The sequence below is a fragment of the Rugamonas sp. DEMB1 genome (assembly GCF_029834475.1).
Lineage (GTDB): Bacteria > Pseudomonadota > Gammaproteobacteria > Burkholderiales > Burkholderiaceae_D > Rugamonas > Rugamonas rubra.
Genome location: NZ_CP122407.1, coordinates 2,831,927 through 2,848,456 on the forward strand (window position 1 = coordinate 2,831,927; position 16,530 = coordinate 2,848,456).

At 67.1% G+C, this 16,530-nt stretch carries 11 protein-coding genes and 1 pseudogene; 9 read left to right on the forward strand and 3 right to left on the reverse strand.

Features of this window, described 5'->3' with window-relative positions:
* The first annotated feature begins 272 nt into the window (after window positions 1–272).
* From QC826_RS12820 to QC826_RS12845, 6 genes and pseudogenes are all read left to right on the forward strand, one after another.
* Entirely contained in the window at window positions 273–1,925 is a 1,653-nt protein-coding gene (locus QC826_RS12820; protein ID WP_279765949.1) for a 3-(methylthio)propionyl-CoA ligase, read from the forward strand.
* Window positions 1,926–1,995: 70 nt separating this feature from the next.
* Window positions 1,996–3,252, forward strand: a complete 1,257-nt coding sequence (locus tag QC826_RS12825; protein ID WP_279765951.1) for a branched-chain amino acid ABC transporter substrate-binding protein — start codon at window positions 1,996–1,998, stop codon at window positions 3,250–3,252.
* Between the two features lie 15 nt (window positions 3,253–3,267).
* Window positions 3,268–4,212, forward strand: coding sequence for a branched-chain amino acid ABC transporter permease (locus tag QC826_RS12830; protein ID WP_279765952.1), 945 nt, complete (start codon window positions 3,268–3,270; stop codon window positions 4,210–4,212).
* 23 nt (window positions 4,213–4,235) lie between these two features.
* Window positions 4,236–5,578, forward strand: a pseudogene (locus QC826_RS12835) (branched-chain amino acid ABC transporter permease).
* Complete coding sequence (locus QC826_RS12840) at window positions 5,575–6,330, forward strand: ABC transporter ATP-binding protein (protein WP_279765953.1); 756 nt, start codon at window positions 5,575–5,577, stop codon at window positions 6,328–6,330. Before QC826_RS12835 ends, QC826_RS12840 begins: the two are co-directional and overlap by 4 nt.
* Window positions 6,327–7,031, forward strand: a complete 705-nt coding sequence (locus QC826_RS12845) for an ABC transporter ATP-binding protein (RefSeq protein WP_279765954.1) — start codon at window positions 6,327–6,329, stop codon at window positions 7,029–7,031. The genes QC826_RS12840 and QC826_RS12845 overlap by 4 nt, the downstream gene beginning before the upstream one ends.
* 20 nt (window positions 7,032–7,051) lie before the next feature.
* Here QC826_RS12845 and QC826_RS12850 read toward each other — a convergent pair whose 3' ends face one another.
* The gene (locus QC826_RS12850; RefSeq protein WP_279765955.1) at window positions 7,052–8,992 is read right to left on the reverse strand and encodes a methyl-accepting chemotaxis protein; all 1,941 of its coding nucleotides are present in this window, start codon (window positions 8,990–8,992) and stop codon (window positions 7,052–7,054) included.
* Between the two features lie 238 nt (window positions 8,993–9,230).
* Between QC826_RS12850 and QC826_RS12855 the strand changes: the two genes are divergently transcribed.
* Window positions 9,231–12,848: an ATP-binding protein gene (locus QC826_RS12855; RefSeq protein ID WP_279765956.1), complete on the forward strand. Its 3,618-nt coding sequence runs from the start codon at window positions 9,231–9,233 to the stop codon at window positions 12,846–12,848.
* 64 nt (window positions 12,849–12,912) lie between these two features.
* On the opposite strand, the gene QC826_RS12860 is transcribed toward QC826_RS12855, so the two are convergent.
* Together QC826_RS12860 and QC826_RS12865 are read right to left on the reverse strand one after the other, a co-directional pair.
* Window positions 12,913–13,746 (reverse strand): SDR family oxidoreductase, encoded by an 834-nt coding sequence (locus QC826_RS12860; protein ID WP_279765958.1) that lies wholly within the window; start codon window positions 13,744–13,746, stop codon window positions 12,913–12,915.
* A 53-nt stretch (window positions 13,747–13,799) separates the two neighbouring features.
* Window positions 13,800–14,372 (reverse strand): TetR/AcrR family transcriptional regulator, encoded by a 573-nt coding sequence (locus QC826_RS12865; protein WP_093390342.1) that lies wholly within the window; start codon window positions 14,370–14,372, stop codon window positions 13,800–13,802.
* A 269-nt stretch (window positions 14,373–14,641) separates the two neighbouring features.
* Between QC826_RS12865 and QC826_RS12870 the strand changes: the two genes are divergently transcribed.
* Entirely contained in the window at window positions 14,642–15,160 is a 519-nt protein-coding gene (locus tag QC826_RS12870; protein ID WP_139236741.1) for a PAAR domain-containing protein, read from the forward strand.
* Between the two features lie 20 nt (window positions 15,161–15,180).
* Complete coding sequence (locus QC826_RS12875) at window positions 15,181–16,524, forward strand: hypothetical protein (protein WP_279765959.1); 1,344 nt, start codon at window positions 15,181–15,183, stop codon at window positions 16,522–16,524.
* Window positions 16,525–16,530 lie beyond the last annotated feature (6 nt).

Here is a 16,530-nt window from a genome sequence, read left to right on the forward strand (position 1 = left end):
TAATGGCAGTTCCAGTCGGAGGTTATTTCAGTGGCGGCCGGTGTCGGCGATCGCAACGGCCAATGGGGAATTCTAACCTACCGGGCGAATTGTATTGGGCGCAAATGGGTTTTTGCAGTACCGTTACACTCGCTAACACTGTTTTTTCGCCATGTTTGTCAAAAAATTCTTCGAATGTGCGCAGTTATTGCGGCGCAGCATCGAAAAAAGTTGACGGTTTTAGCACGGTCGTTCCAAACTCAGCCGCATTCGTTCACTTTGCAGGAGCATCAATGCCGTCTTTACCGATGAGTCCCCTGATGGGCCAGATGATGAGCCAGCCTTTGCTCATTTCGAACATCCTCGAATTCGCCGCCCGCCACTACGGCGCCAGCGAGATCGTTTCGCGCCGGGTGGAGGGTGATATGCACCGCTACACCTACCGCGAGTGCCACCAGCGCGCCCGCCGCCTGGCCAATGCGCTGCACGGTCTGGGCGTGCGCATGGGCGACCGCGTCGCCACGCTGGCCTGGAACGGCTACCGCCACTTGGAGGCCTACTACGCCGTGTCCGGTTCAGGCGCCGTGTTGCACACGATCAATCCGCGGCTGCACCCCGAGCAGGTGGCCTACATCATGAACCACGCGGAAGACCAGTATCTGCTGTTCGACCTGACCTTCCTGCCGGTGGCCGAGGCGATCGCGGCGCATTGCAAGACCACCAAGGGTTTCATCCTGATGTGCGACCGCGCGCGCATGCCGGCCGAGAGCAAGATCCCCAACCTGCTGTGCTACGAGGACTTGATCAACTCGCACTCGGACGACTACAGCTGGCCGCAGTTCGACGAGAACGCCGCCGCCACCCTGTGCTACACCTCCGGCACCACCGGCAACCCCAAGGGCGCCTTGTACTCGCACCGCTCGACCGTGCTGCACGCCTACGGCTCGGCGATGCCGAACGCGCTCAACGTCTCCTCGCGCGACACGGTGATGCCGGTCGTGCCCATGTTCCACGTCAACGCCTGGGGCCTGCCGTACTCGGTGCCGCTGTCCGGCGCCAAGTTGGTGTTCCCCGGCGCCGCGCTGGACGGCAAGTCGGTCTACGAGCTGTTCGAGAACGAGGGCGTGACCTTCTCGGCCGGCGTGCCGACGGTCTGGCTGGGCCTGATCAACTATGCCAAGCAAAACAATCTGAAGTTCTCCACCTTCCGCCGCACGGTGATCGGCGGCTCGGCCTGCCCGCCGGCGATGATGAACACCTTGATCGACGACTTCGGCGTGGAGGTGGTGCACGCCTGGGGCATGACGGAAATGTCGCCGCTGGGCACCACCTGCACCCTGATGTCCAAGCATCTTGAGCTGGATCAGGCGGGCCAGCGAAAGATCCTGCAAAAGCAAGGACATGCGGTGTATGGCGTGGACATGAAGATCGTCGACGACGACGGCAAGGAGTTGCCTTGGGACGGCGTCGGCTACGGCCACCTGCTGGTGCGCGGGCCGTGGATCATCGCCAAATACTACAAGGAGGAGGGCGGCGACGTGTTGCAGGACGGCTGGTTCCCGACCGGCGACGTGGCCACCATCGACCCGGACGGCTATATGCAAATCACCGACCGCAGCAAGGACGTGATCAAGTCCGGCGGCGAGTGGATCGGCACCATCGACCTGGAGAACATCGCCATGGCCCACCCGGCCGTGCTGCAGGCCGCCTGCATCGGCGTTGCCCATCCGAAATGGGACGAGCGCCCGCTGCTGGTGGTGGTGTTGCGCCCCGGCCAGCAGGTCAGCCGCGAGGAGTTGCTGCTCTTCTTCGACGGCAAGATCGCCAAGTGGTGGTTGCCGGACGACGTGGTCTTCACCGACGCGCTGCCGGTCGGCGGCACCGGCAAGATCCAAAAGAACAAGCTGCGCGACCAGTACAAGGAGCACAAACTGCCGACAATCTAGCCTTCGCTGCACGGTAGCAAACCAGGCCGGGCGCCACGACCCGGCCAACCACAAAATCAATGGAGACACCATGACGAAATGCTCGCGCGCCGTTGTTGTTCGTACCACCGCTTTTGCTGCCGTGTTCACCTCCTGCCTCGCCATTGGAACGGCGGCGGCGGAAACAGTGAAGATCGCCTTCATCGACCCGCTGTCCGGCCCGTTCGCACCGGTCGGGCAGAACCAGCTGAAAAGCTTCCAGTTGATCGCCGACATGGCCAACAAGGGCAAGTGGGCGGGCGACAAGCAGATCGAAGTGGTGGGATTCGACAACAAGGGCAGCCCGCAGGAGTCGCTGACCCAGCTGAAAGGCGTGATCGACCAGGGCTACCGCTACATCACCCAGGGCAACGGCTCCGGTGTCGGCCTGGCGTTGCTGGACGCCGTCAACAAGCACAACGAGCGCAATCCGGGCAAGGAAGTGGTCTACCTGAACTACGCGGCGGTCGACCCGGACATGACCAACAGCAAGTGCAGCTTCTGGCACTTCCGCTTCGACGCCAATTCCGACATGAAGATGGAGGCGCTGACCAGCTTCATGGCGCCGGACGCCAGCATCAAGAAGGTCTACATCATCGGCCAGAACTACGCCTTCGGCCACGCCGTCGCCCGCGCCGCGCGCGAGTACCTGACGCGCAAGCGGCCCGACATCCGCATCGTCGGCGACGACCTGCACCCGATCGCCCAGGTGAAGGACTTCTCGCCCTACATCGCCAAGATCAAGGCGGCCGGTGCCGACACCGTCATCACCGGCAATTGGGGCGCCGACCTGGCCTTGCTGATCCGCGCCGCCAAGGACGCCGACCTGAAGGCCAACTTCTACACCTACTACGGCATCACCACCGGCGTACCGACCGCGATGGGGGCGGCCGGCGCCGAGCGCACCAAGATCGTCGGCAACTGGATGGCCAACAACGAAACCTTCGCCGGCAAGGAGATCGTCACCGCCTTCAAGGCCAAATACAACGACGACTATTACGCCGCGCAAACCCATAGCATCATCACCATGCTGTCGCAGGCGATCAAAACCGCCCGCACGGCCGATCCGGTCAAGGTCGCCTTCGCCATGGAGGACATGAAGGTGCAGTCGATCAACGGCGAGGTGTGGATGCAGAAGAAGGACCACCAGTTGCAACAGGCGCTGTATATCGGCACCTGGAGCAAGGTCAACGGCAAAGATGTGCGCTTCGACCAGGAAAACACCGGCTACGGCTGGAAACTGGACAAGAAGATCGACGCCTATGTGGCCGGCCAGCCGACCTCCTGCCAGATGAAGCGCCCAGGCTGAACCGGGCGCGTTTCGATGGAATTCACGCTGTTTACACTGCTGAACGGCGTCAGTTACGGACTGCTGCTGTTCATGCTGTCGTCCGGGCTGACGCTCATCTTCAGCATGATGGGGGTGCTCAATTTCGCCCACGCCAGCTTTTACATGCTGGGCGCCTACATCGCCTGCACGATCAGCGCGCGCATCGGCTTTTGGCCGGCGCTGCTGCTGGCGCCGCTGGCGGTGGGCCTGTTCGGCGCGCTGGTCGAACGCTACGGCCTGCGGCCGTTGCACAAGCTGGGCAACATCCCGGAACTGCTGTTCACCTTCGGCCTGTCCTACCTGATCGTCGAACTGGTGCAACTGGTGTGGGGCCGCGCGGCGCTCAACTATCCCATTCCCAAGGAGTTGGACGGCCCCTTGTTCACGCTGTTTAGCACCAGTTTCCCCAAATATCGCGGCTTCATGATGCTGGTGGCGCTGGCCATGCTGGGCGGCGTCTACCTGCTGCTGACACGCACGCGGGTCGGACTGGTGATCCAGGCGGCGCTGACCCACCCCGAGGCGGCCGAGGCGCTGGGCCATAACGTGCCGCGCATCTTCATGTGGGTGTTCGGCGGCGGCAGCGCGCTGGCGGGGCTGGCCGGGGTGATCGGCGGCAACGCCTTCGTCACCGAGCCGGCCATGGCGGCCACCGTCGGCAGCATCATCTTCGTGGTGGTGGTGGTCGGCGGCATGGGCTCGCTGGCCGGGGCCTTCGTCGCCTCGATATTGATCGGCGTCATGCAGACGACGGCGGTGGCGCTGGACTACTCCCTGGCAAGCGTGCTGGGCCGGCTCGGCGCGCAAGTCACGCCGGCCACGCCCGGCTTCGCCTTGCTCAACGTCACCATCGCCCAGAGCGCGGCCATTTTGCCCTTCCTGCTGTTGGTGTTGATACTGATTTTCCGGCCCAAGGGGCTGATGGGGACGCGGGAATGAAGGCGGGACACATCGAAGACGGCATGGACAGCCAGGTTCACGGCCCGCTTGAAGGCCGAGTTGAACGTCAAAACGAAAGCCGGCTCAGCTTCGCGCCGCTGAACCTGGGCCGCCACCTGGCCTGGGGGGGCTACGCCGCGCTGCTGTTGTTGGCGCCGCTGGTCTTCGCCAAGGGCGGCGCGCTGACCCTGCTGTCGCAAATGGGCACGGTGATGCTCTTCGGCCTGTCCTACAACATGCTGCTGGGGCAGGGCGGCATGTTGTCGTTCGGCCACGCGGTGTATTCCGGCCTCGGCGCCTTCTTCGCCATCCACGCGATGAACGCGGCCGCCGCCTCCGGCGGCGTCTGGTCCGGCTTGCCGGTCAGCCTGGTGCCGCTGGTGGGCGGCGTCGCCGGGATGGGTTTCGGCGTCGTGTTCGGCTATGTCACCACGCGCAAGGCCGGCACCACCTTCGCCATGATCACGCTGGGGCTGGTCGAACTGGTGTTCGCCAGTTCGCTGATGTTCCCCGGCTTCTTCGGCGGCGAGGGCGGCGTGACCACCAACCGCGTCATGGGCGCGGCGCCGTTCGGTATCACGTTCGGGCCGCAGATCCAGGTCTACTATTTGATCGCCGCGTGGTTGTTCGTCTGCACCGTCGCCATGTACGCCTTCACCCACACCCCGCTGGGCAGGCTGATCAACGCCGTGCGCGACAACCCCGAGCGGGTCGAGTTCATCGGCTACGACACCCGCTGGGTGCGCTACCTGACCTTGATCCTGTCGGCCTTTTTCGCCGGCGTGTCCGGCGGCTTGGCGGCGATCAACTTCGAGATCGTCAGCGCGGAGAACGTCAGCGCCCTGCGCTCGGGCAGCGTGCTGCTGTTCACCTTCATCGGCGGCATCGGCTTCTTCTTCGGCCCTTGCTGGGCGCCGTGGTCGGCATCCTGTTCGCCGTGTTGCTGTCGGACTTCACGCCGGCCTGGCAGTTGTATCTCGGGCTGTTCTTCGTGTTGCTGGTGCGCTACGCGCCGGCCGGGCTGGCCAGCCTGTTGATGCAGTTGCTGCGGCTTGCGCTGCACGGCAAGCTGGGCCGGGTCGGCCCCTCGCTGGGAATGATGGGCTTGGCCGTGCTGCCCGGCCTGCTGGGTTTGATCGGCGCCGTGGAAATGCTCTACCACCTGACGTTGGACTCGGCCAACGGCAGCGTCAAGCGCCTGTTCGGCTTGAACGCGGACACGGCGACGGCCCTGCCCTGGTGCGTGGCCGGCGCAATGGTGCTGCTCGGCGTGCTGGCCTGGCGCCGCTGCCAACCGTCCTTCCAGAGCGCCTGGCAGACGGCCAACGCCGAGATCGCCTTGAAAACAGGGAGCGCCGGCCGATGAACGCCCTCGAACTGAAAGACGTGCGCAAGCAATTCGGCGCCGCCCAGATCATCCGTGGCGCCAACCTGGCGGTGGCGCAGGGCGAGCGGCTGGCCGTGATCGGCCCCAACGGTGCCGGGAAATCGACGCTGTTCAACCTGATTTCGGGCCGCTTCCCGGCCAGTTCCGGCGAGATCGTGCTCAACGGCGAGAACATCACGCGCCTGAAACCCTACCAAATCAACCGGCGCGGGCTGGCCCGCAGCTTCCAGATCAGCAATTTGTTCGTCCATTTGTCCGTCTACGAGAACCTGCGCTGCGCCGTATTGTGGTCGCTGGGCTACAAATATTCGTTCTGGCAGCGGCTCGGCGGCCTGCGCGACGCCCACGAGCGGGTCGAAAGCGTGCTCGAACAGATCGGCCTGCAACGCCAGCGCGCCGTGCCGGCAGGCGTGCTCAGCTACGCCGAGCAACGCGCGCTGGAGATCGGCATCACCATCGCCGGCGGAGCCAAGGTCATCCTGCTCGACGAGCCGACCGCCGGCATGAGCCGTTCCGAGTCCGACGCCGCCGTCGAGCTGATCCGCAAGGTAACTATCGGCAAGACCCTCTTGATGGTGGAGCACGACATGAGCGTGGTATTCGGCCTGGCCGACAGGATCGCCGTGCTGGTCTACGGCGAAGTGATCGCCTGCGACACGCCGGCCAACATCCGCAACAACGCGGCGGTGCAGGCCGCCTACCTCGGCGGCGCCGACGAGGAGGCGGCATGAGCGATCTGCTCGACATACGCGGCCTGCACGCCTACTACGGCAAGAGCCACGTGCTGCACGGCGTCGACCTGCGGGTCGGCGCGGGCGAAATCGTCAGCCTGCTCGGCCGCAACGGTGTGGGCCGCTCGACGCTGGTCAAGGCGGCGATGGGCCAGGTCAGCGCCAGCGGCTCGGTGCGCTTCAAGGGCGGCGAGATCCTCGGCCTGAAGGCCTTCCAGATCGCCCACCTGGGCCTGGGCTATGTGCCGGAGAACCGCGACATCTTTGCCACGCTCACGGTCGAACAAAACCTGATCCTCGGGCAGAAGAAGAACGTCCAATCTGGACGCTGGCGTTTGGACGACATGTACGCGATGTTTCCCCGCTTGCAAGAGCGGCGCCAGGTGGCCGCCGGCGTGTTGTCCGGCGGCGAGCAGCAGATGCTGACCTTGTGCCGCAGCCTGATGGGCGACCCCGACCTGATCATGATCGACGAGCCGACCGAGGGCCTGGCGCCGAAGATCGTCGCGCTGGTGGCGCAGTATTTACAGGCGCTGAAAGAGAAGGGCGTCTCGGTGTTGCTGGTCGAACAAAAGCTGGCCATCGCGCTCGACATCTCGCAGCGCGTCTACGTGATGGGCCACGGCGCCATCGTCTTCGAAGGCACGCCGCAGCAGCTGCGCGCCGACGCCGCCGTGCGCAAGGAGTGGCTGGAAGTATAGCCGCAGAATAGCAGGCGGGGTCAGAACTCTTCCCACTCGCTCTCCGCAGTGGCCAGCGCCGGGCTGCGCTTCTTGGCGCTGCCGGCCGTCGCTCCGGCTTTGCCTGCGGCCTGCTGGCCAAGGGCCTGCGCGGCGGGCGGCGCGGCGGGCTTGCCGCTCGCCCGGGCGGGCCCGGCGGGCGGCGCCGCGACGGCGGCGCGCGCGGCGGCGGCCGGCCGGGCCGGGGCGCGGCCGGCCTCGGCGAGCTGGAACACGCCGACCACGCCGGCCAGGTGGCCGGCCTGCTGGCGCAGCGAACCGGCGGCGGCGGCGGCCTGCTCGACCAGCGCGGCGTTCTGCTGCGTCGCCTGGTCCATCTGGTTGACGGCCTGGTTGATCTGCTCGATGCCGGCGGTCTGCTCGCCGCTGGCGGCGGCGATTTCGCTCATCACGTCGGTGACCCGCTTGACGCTGGCGACGATCTCCTGCATCGTCGCGCCGGCCTGGTCGACCAGTCGGGCGCCGGCGCCGACCTTGTCGACCGAGTCGACGATCAGGTCCTTGATCTCCTTGGCGGCGGCGGCGGCGCGTTGCGCCAGGTTGCGCACCTCGCTGGCGACGACGGCGAAGCCGCGGCCCTGCTCGCCGGCGCGCGCCGCCTCCACCGCCGCGTTGAGCGCCAAGATGTTGGTCTGGAAGGCGATGCCGTCGATGACGCCGATGATGTCGGCGATCTGCTTGGACGAGTCGTTGATCGAGCTCATCGTCTCGACCACCTGGCCGACCACCGCGCCGCCCTTGAGCGCGACGTCGGTGGCCGACTCGGCCAGCTGGCGCGCCTGGCGCGCGTTGTCGGCGTTCTGCTTGACGGTGGCGGTAAGCCGCTCCATCGACGCGGCGGTCTGCTCGAGCGAGCCGGCCTGCTCCTCGGTGCGCTTCGACAGGTCGAGGTTGCCGGCGGCGATCTGGCCGGCGGCGGTGGCGATACTGTCGGTGCCGGCGCGCACCTCGCCGACGATCTCGGCCAGGCGCTGGCGCATCGCGCCCATGGCGAACAGCAGGCTGGCGCGGTCGCCGTCGCGCAGCTCGACGGCGAAGGCCAGCTGGCCGGCGGCGATGCGGTCGGCCACGGCGGCGGCGTAGGCCGGCTCGCCGCCCAGCTGGCCGCGCAGGCGGCGGTAGACCAGCAGCAGGGCGGCGCCCAGGCCGCCGCACAACAGCGCCAGCAGGGCCACCGCCAGCGCGAAGACTTGGCCGCCGGCGCGCGCCGCCGCGTCGACGCCGGCCTGGGTGCGCTGGTCGAGCAGGACGAAGAACTCGTCGATGGGCGCCATGATGTTGGCCTTGTACTGGTGGTAGTTCTTGTCGTGCATGAGCTTGCGGGCCAGCTCCAGGTCCGGCGCGCCTTTGAGGCTGAAGCCGCCCTTGCCGTCGTCGAACTGGCCCTTGACGGCGTTCATGGCGACGACCTCGGTCTTGACCAGCGCGTCCGAGTTGGCCTGGGCCTGCTTCAACTTGGCGAACTCCTGCTCGGTGAAGCCGGCCCGTTTCATCAGCTCGGCCAGCGAGACCGTGGCGCCGTCCGGACGCGGCTTGGCCTTGCCGGCGGCGACGAAGTCCCAGTAGACGCGCTGGTATTGCTGCGGCCGGGGCTTCTTGCCGTTGCGGATGTCGAGGATGTCGAGGTATTGCTGCTCGTAGGCGGGGTCGGCGGTCAGCACGTAGGTGCGCGCCAGCCGGGTCAGGTCGTCGGAGCCCTGGCGCAGCTCGTCGGCCAGCAGGTAGGACTGGTAGCGCGTGTCGGTCACCCTGGCCAGCTCGTCCTGTTTCTGCGCTATCGCCAGCAGCGCCGCCAGCAGGCACAGGCCCATGACGGCGGCCAGGCCGGACAGGGAGGCGAACAGTTGCTTGAGTGTGAAGGTGTTTGCCACGGCGGTCTCCGGGAGTGGACGGGAAGGACGGAATTTCTTGCAATGCCGCATCTATCGTCACCCGCCGGCCGCCGCCCGATATTGACCAGAATCATCATCCGCCCGGGACGGCCGGGTTTGCCGGCGAAATCGGCCGCGCCACCGGCACCGGCGCGGCGCGAGTGTGGCGCGGCAGCCTCGGCGGCGCGCCGGCTGTACGGCGGCCTTGCCTTGGGAGTAAGATTGCGCCTTTCGACTTTGGCGCCGGCCGCGCGGCCGCCGCGCCGGTCCGCACCCACGAGGCATTTTTTTGACAAATCCGGCAGCTGGTCCACTTCCCATACTTAGTTTTTGGCGCGATCTGGAGATCTTCAACATCCCCGCCGCGCCCGGCGCGCGCGAGGCGACCGCCAGCAGCCATGTGCTGACGCTGCGGCGCGGCGAGGTGCTGCCCTGGCGCCGCCGCGAGTACGCGCCGAGCGCCACGCACGGCTGGATACACCTGGTCTACCTGGGCGTGGCCGACACCGAGCAACTGGAGGGCCTGCTGCTGAAGGCGATGGCGCCGCGCGGCGAGGCGGCCGAGTTGAGCGAGCGCGAACGCGAGCGTTCCGGCGGCACCGGTTGGCTGGGCGCCTTCGTGGTCGGCGAGGACGGCGCGGCCAAACCGGACAGCTATCTGGCGGCCAGCTACGTGTACGGCGTCGACCTGCTGCGCAAGGACGAGGCGCTGGAGGGCCTGAGCGCCCGGCTGTCCGGCGCGCGCGAGGAGTTCGCCCAGCGCCGCCAACGGCCGCCGGCGGGCGAGGGCGGGGCTGCGGGCGAGATGCTGGGCAGCGCTGACACTGCCGCCACCGCCACTTGCGCTGACTTAGCTGCCAACGCCGCCGCCGCTGGCCCAGCGTCCGCTGCTGGGGCCGAGGCGCGCGCCGCCAAGTCCCGTGGCCTCGGCTGGGTCGAGCTGGACGAGGAGCTGGGCTTGCTGCTGCGGCGGATCGGCGCCGGCGCCGACGACGCCCGCCTGGACTGGCGCCTGGTGGTGCGCTCGACCCGCGTCAACCGCAAGTACATGGAGGCCGACCTGCAGAACGCCGGCGACTTCCTCAACTCCTTCTACCTCGACGACCTGGACCGCCTGATCGGCCAGGCGCAGCGCGGCGAGCCCTTCGGCCAGGCGCTGGGCGCCTATCTGGGCGCGCCGCTGGCGTTGGCGGCGCGGCGCGACATTCTGGCCGACCAGGCGGCCATGACCGGCCTGCTCAGCGTGGCCCACCTGCCGCGCGCGCGCTGGCCGGCGCCGGCCAAGTTTCCGCTGGTGCTGGCGCAGCAGGCGGCGGTGGCGCAGATCCTGCGCGTGCTGGGGCCGGCCGGCGGCGTGGTCGGCGTCAACGGCCCGCCCGGCACCGGCAAGACCACGCTGCTGTGCGACGTGATCGCCGACGTCGTCACCCAGCGCGCGCTGCGCCTGATGGAACTGCGGCGGCCGGCCGACGTTTTCGCCGACACCGTCGAGGTGGCCGGCAAGAACGTCTTCCCGCTGCGCGCCGAGATCATGGACGGCAGCTCCATCGTCGTCGCCAGCACCAACAACAACGCCGTCAAGAACATCACGCAGGAGCTGCCGGCGCGCAAAAAGGTGTCGGCCGAGTTCGGCCCGGCCAGCTATTTCGACGAGGTGATCGGCGCCGTGTTCGCGGCGCAGAAGGTGCAGGGCGAGGACGGCGCGACTATCGCCTGCTGGGGCATGGTGGCGGCGGCGCTGGGCAACGCCGGCAACCGCCGCTCGTTCGCGCAGGGCTTCTTCCGCGACGAGTTCAGCAAGCCCGAGGCCCACGCGGCCAACGCGGCCAACGCGACCAACCCCGCCAAAGCTGCCACGGGCGGCGCAAACGGCCAGCTGTTCGATACGCCGGCGACGCCTGCGGCGCAGTCCACGCAAACGCCGCCATTCTCGCAGTCCGCGTCATCCACGCTGTCCGCGCCGGCCACTCCGTCAACTCGATCCACGCCGTCCGCCCCGGCGGCAGCGGCCGCCGAATCGGCCAAGCCGGCGCCGCCGTCGATGAAGCAGCTGCTCGAGGCGGCCACCGCCGACTACGCACGCTACCAAAACGAGTGGCAGCAGGCGCGCCAGGCCCTGCGCGCACTGGTCGAGGAGTTCGACGCCAAGCGCGCGCTGCTGCTCAAGGCAGAGCAGGCCGCGCTGGGCCTGGACGCCTGCCGCGGGCGGCTGGCAGCGCAGCTGGCCGGCCTGCAGGAGTGGGACCGGCAGATCGAGGCGGCCAAGGTCGAACTGGCCGCCAGCCGCGAGGCGATGGCCGTGCAGCGCACCCTGATCGACGGCCGCCGCGCCCTGCTCGAGCAGCTGCGCGAGCGCGCCCGGCCGGGCCTGTGGGACCGCCTGATGGCATGGCTGGGCCGCGAGACGGCGGCCATGGCGGCGCGCCGCAGCAGCCTGGACGAGCCGACCACGGCGCTGGCGCAGGCCAGCGAGGCCTTGGCGGAGCTGGCCCGCGCCGCCATGTCCTGCGAGGCGGTGGCGCAGACCAAGCGGCAGCGCCGCGAGGCCGACGCGGCCGAAAAGCAAAAGACCGAGGCGCAGTTCCGCCAGCACCAGCTGGACCTGCAGGCCGGCTACCAGATCGGCGTGCGGCACTTTCCGGACGCCGGCTTCTGGGCGCTGCCGGCCGAGCAGCGCCACCGCTTGTCGGTCGGCGTCTGCGCCGCGCTGGACACGCTGCGCGCCAAGATATTCCTGCAATCGATGGAGCTGCACCGGCTCACCGTGCTGGCCAACGCCGGCCGCTTCATCGGCAACCTGCGCGCCGTCAGCGCTATGCTGACCGGCGCCAGCCGGGGCAAGCTGCTGCCGGAACAGCGCCCCATCCTGTGGGACATCCTGTTCTTCATCGTGCCGGTGGTGTCGACCACCATGGCCTCGTTCGACCGCCTGTTCCAGGGCATGGGGCAGGAGTCGTTGGGCTGGTTGTTGGTCGACGAGGCGGGCCAGGCGACGCCGCAATCGACCGCAGGCGCCATCTGGCGCAGCCGGCGCGCGGTGTTGATCGGCGATCCGCTGCAGATCGAGCCGGTGTTCACGGTGCCGCTGGCGGTGGCCGAGGGCCTGCGCCGGCGGCGCGGCGTGGCGGCCATCTGGTCGCCGGCCGAGCAGTCGGTGCAGACGCTGGCCGACCGCGTCACGGCCTTTGGTTCGTGGGTGGCGCAGGACGACGGGCCGGGGCTGGAGCCGCGCCGCATCTGGACCGGCATGCCGCTGCGCACCCACCGGCGCTGCGACGAGCCGATGTTCTCGGTGGCCAACCGCATCGCCTACGGCGGCCAGATGGTGCAGGGCAGGGTGGACCCGCAGGGGCAGGGCGAGGCGGTCGACTTCCGCTGTGTGCTCGGCGCCAGCGCCTGGTTCGACGTGCGCGCGGCCAAGGCGCAGCATCCGGTGGTGGACGAGGAGATTGATGTGCTGGTCGAGCTGCTGCGCCGTTTGCAGGACCAGCCGGCGCATGTGGCCGGCGAACGCGGCGCCGACGGCAAGCCAAGGGCGGCGAAGATCTACGTGATCTCGCCGTTCCGCAAGGTGAAGGACGCCTGCGCCCGCCGCGTGCGGGCGGCCGGCATCAAGGGCGTCGAGTGCGGCACCGTTCACACCTTCCAGGGCAAGGAGGCGGAGATCGTTTTCCTGGTGCTGGGGACGGCGGCGGGCAAGGCCGGCGCCGGCGCGCGCGCCTGGGCGCTGGAAAAGCCAAACCTGCTCAATGTGGCGATCACGCGGGCCAAATGCCGGCTGTATATGGTCGGCTGCGCCGAGTCCTGGGGCCGGCTCAATCACATGGCGGTGCTGTATGACGAGATGGCGCGGCTGCGCCGCGTGCTGCCGGCGGGCCCGTTCGCCGTTAACCCCGCAAAGCGCTAAGGCCGGGGTCAGACCCCGTACGGGATCTGACCCCTTTTTCTGCGGGGTGGGGGACGTCGTCTCGTTAGTGCGACGCCGTCTCCGCCACGTTGAAGCGCTCGTTCATCATGGCGACGTAGCCTTGCTCGCCGAGCTTGGCGCGCGCCGCCAGCAGGGCCTCGGCGTCGGCGCCGGCGACGTAGGTGATCTGCGCGCTGGCGTCGGTGGCGGCGCGGTAGATCACCTTGGCGATGTCCTCCGGCTCGGAGTGCTGGCCGGCGCGGCCGGCGAAGGCCTGCGTCACCCGGCCGACCATGCCGGCATACGGGTGCTGGTCGTCGCCGAAGGTCAGCGCCAGCGAGCCTGCGGCGAACTCGGTGCGCACGCCGCCCGGCGCGACGATCTTGGCGCGGATGCCGAATGGCGCCAGCTCGTAGGCCAGACCCTCGGTGAAGCCGACCACGGCGTACTTGGTGGCGTGGTAGATGGCGTTGAGCGGCATGGTGGTCAGTCCGCCGATGGAGGCGATGTTGACGATGGCGCCTTCGCCTTGCCGGCGCATGGCCGGCAGCACGGCGCGGCTCAGGTCGAACACGCCCTTCAGGTTGGTGGCCAGCTGGCGCTCGATCAGCGCGTCGCTGGCGGTCTCGAACGGGCCGAAGGCGCCGAAGCCGGCGTTGTTGACCAGCACGTCGATGCGGCCCCAGGTATCCAGGGTCTGCTTGACCAGCGCGGCGATGGACTGCGGCTCGGTCACGTCGAGCTTGCCGATGCTGACGTTGGGCAGGCGGGCCAGCTCGCCGGCCTTGGCCGGATCGCGCATGGTGGCCACCACCTGCCAGCCGTGGGCGGCGAACAAGGTGGCGGCGGCGCGGCCGATGCCGCTGGAACAACCGGTGATGAGGGCGATTTTTTTCATTTTAAGTGAATTCCTATTCGGTTAAAAGGTAAAAAACACGATCCAGCCCGGCTTCAGGCCTTGATCGCGTCCCAGCACAGCAAAAAACCGGTGGCGCGGGTCTGCTCGTCGTCGGCCAGAACCCCTTGCCGCACCAGGCGCGCCGTCTCCTGCACCGAGCCGAGGAACAGCGCCATCAGGAAGGGCAGCGGCACCGCCTTCAGCGTCTCCTCGTCTTGGCCGTTTTTCAGGATGGCGTGGAAGAAGCCGGCCAGGCGGCCGCCCAGCTCCCGGTTGGCCTCGCTCATGAACTGCGAGCTGGTGTACTGCTCCATGAAGATGATCTCGGCCGGGTTGGCCAGGCGGTTGGCCAGCATGTTGAGCCAGATGCTGCGCACCCGCGCCTTCAGCGGCGGCGTCGGCGCGGCATCGGCCACCAGCCGTTCGAAGGTGGCTGTCTTGGCGTCCTGGTAGAGCTGGTCGAGCAGGGCCTGCTTGGAGTCGAAGTAGATGTACAGCGTGCTGGTGGCGATGCCGGCGGCGCGGGCGATCTCCGCCAGCGTCAGGGCGGCCAGGCCGCGCTGCTGCACCAGGGCGTAGGTGGCCTGGACGATCTTCCTCAGTTTTTCCGTGTCTTTCGGTTTCATGGGAGGCATTTTACACGAATTAAAATTCGGGCAAGTGGATTTCGATACGGTGGAGTTCAGGTGTTCATCTACAAACCACCTGGTCCATCACATTGTTGCCGACTCACTATACCGTTATCGGTCGCAACTATCGGCCTGAGGCGGCCAATGCGTTCGGCTGTCGCGCAATTGCACAGCCGCGTCGTCGGCGCATTCCGGTTTGCGCCAAGTCAACGGACTGAACAGTGAGCGTCCTACAGTGATTGTTCCCCCGTCAAACGGAGCCCATCATGTTACGTGCCGTAATCTGTAAAGGCGATCGCACCTCCCACGGTGGCGAAGTGATCGAAGGCGACGATACCTGCACCACCGATGGCCGCGCGATTACGCGGCGCGGCCACATGACGTTCTGTCCCCAGTGCAAGGGCAAGTTCCCCATCGACGACGGCATCGCCTCCTTCATGTTCGGCGACGCGGTGGTGGTCGACGGCATGAAGGCCGCGTGCGGTGCAACGATTATCGCCTCGCAACATGCGATGCTGATTGACGACGGCGCGGGGGAGGGGGGCGAGCCAGCCGCCGAAAAAGCGTCCGCGCCCGAGAACAGCGATCTGCTCGCCAGCTTCCTCGTCGTCGCCGAAGGCACGGGCCTACCCCTGTCGGGTATTCGATACAGCATCGTTCTGCCGGACGGCAGCAGCCGGCAAGGCGTAACGGACGCCGACGGCAGGACCATGGCGTTGACCGCGCACGAACGGGCAACGGCGACCTTGCAGCTGGGCGGCGACACGCCGTCCGATGGCGCCTAGCGCGCCGAGGGAGCGAAGCGATGGCCGCGAAAGAAATCACCGCCACCTGTGTCTTCAACGACGAGGGCAAGTTCACCATCGTCAGGCTCAGCGGGATGCGCAAGATCACCTATCAATTCGACACCAGCGCGACCAACGCCGATTTGGCGCTGCGCTACCTGGTGGCCATCAACGGCCGCGTGATGCAGACCGACGACGGCAAGCCGCACGTGCTCAGCGCCAAGCAGCGTCAGATCGTCGTGACGGTCGCTCGGGGCAGCAAGGTGGAGCTCTACCTCAACAGCGACGTCCACCCGGATTTCCGGCGTTACCCCGTCTACGCCGTGGTCGCCGAGGACAACGACGTGGAGGTTCTCATCACGGAGAAGAAGGGCCGCAGCGAGACCCATTTGAAGGGGAAGTTGGGCCAACCGTGCGACTGCCGCAGGAATGGTAAGACCTTGGTCGACATCTACAAGACCTCGTTGACCGGCGACATTTGGACGCTCGTCTCGAATCTCTACACGGTGGCCGATGCCGACGCCATGCTGCCCGCCGACACCACGCCGACCATCCGCGCCGCCGTGCGCAGAATCTATGCGGGGCTGCCGTCGCCCGAGCTGGTGGTCGAGTTCCCGGCCAGCGACTCGGCCCCGAAGCACACCCTGCGCGTGCGTTTCGAGGAGGCGCAGAACGTGCGCGAGAACACCGCCTACGTGTCCGAGGTACGGGGCGTGCTGACGCGCACGCACCCGCGCGCCTACGCGGCGCTGCTGGCCGAGGCGGGCGCCGTCGGCATCACCGAGATGCGCGTCACGTCGGGCTGGCGGCCGATGCTCGGCTCGATCGTCCACCGCGCCGGGCTGGGGCTGGACATCAACTACGCCGAGCGGGACAAGGAGCGCGTGAATATCAACCGCGCGGTGTTGACGAACACCAAGGCCAAGCCGGACAAAAACGTCAGTGCCAAGGAGCGGGAACTGTACGCCGAGTACGAGCGAGAGAAGGCAGAAAATGAGGTAAGGAAGAAGGAATTGAAGTCGATAGAAAGCGAGCTGGCGCGCAGCCACGATAATGACGATAAGGCGCGCTTACAAGAGCGCCTGCGGGTTGCTAAATCACGGACGGACACCAGTGATCAGCGCTTGGAGATCGCATATGATTCATGGAACAAGGAACGCAACAAAAATGAGGCAAGTTTGATAAGCGTCCTGCGTGGAAGACTGCACGGGAACGAATATGTCAAGCAGGTTCTTGATCCGTGGTACATGGATGTCAACACGAAGAGCGGCGCTCCACCAGTGCCAAATGAGCAGCGCAGTGCGAACGAAAAGACTCACAACAACCATCTCCACATAACGATCCAAGAGCCGAAAATACTATGACAAACC

Coding starts and splice junctions, on each gene's coding strand:
- QC826_RS12820 (WP_279765949.1), top strand. CDS start 273: ATGCCGTCTTTACCGATGAGTCCCCTGATGGGCCAGATGATGAGCCAG.
- QC826_RS12825 (WP_279765951.1), top strand. CDS start 1,996: ATGACGAAATGCTCGCGCGCCGTTGTTGTTCGTACCACCGCTTTTGCT.
- QC826_RS12830 (WP_279765952.1), top strand. CDS start 3,268: ATGGAATTCACGCTGTTTACACTGCTGAACGGCGTCAGTTACGGACTG.
- QC826_RS12840 (WP_279765953.1), top strand. CDS start 5,575: ATGAACGCCCTCGAACTGAAAGACGTGCGCAAGCAATTCGGCGCCGCC.
- QC826_RS12845 (WP_279765954.1), top strand. CDS start 6,327: ATGAGCGATCTGCTCGACATACGCGGCCTGCACGCCTACTACGGCAAG.
- QC826_RS12850 (WP_279765955.1), bottom strand. CDS start 8,992: ATGCGGCATTGCAAGAAATTCCGTCCTTCCCGTCCACTCCCGGAGACC.
- QC826_RS12860 (WP_279765958.1), bottom strand. CDS start 13,746: ATGAAAAAAATCGCCCTCATCACCGGTTGTTCCAGCGGCATCGGCCGC.
- QC826_RS12865 (WP_093390342.1), bottom strand. CDS start 14,372: ATGAAACCGAAAGACACGGAAAAACTGAGGAAGATCGTCCAGGCCACC.
- QC826_RS12870 (WP_139236741.1), top strand. CDS start 14,642: ATGTTACGTGCCGTAATCTGTAAAGGCGATCGCACCTCCCACGGTGGC.
- QC826_RS12875 (WP_279765959.1), top strand. CDS start 15,181: ATGGCCGCGAAAGAAATCACCGCCACCTGTGTCTTCAACGACGAGGGC.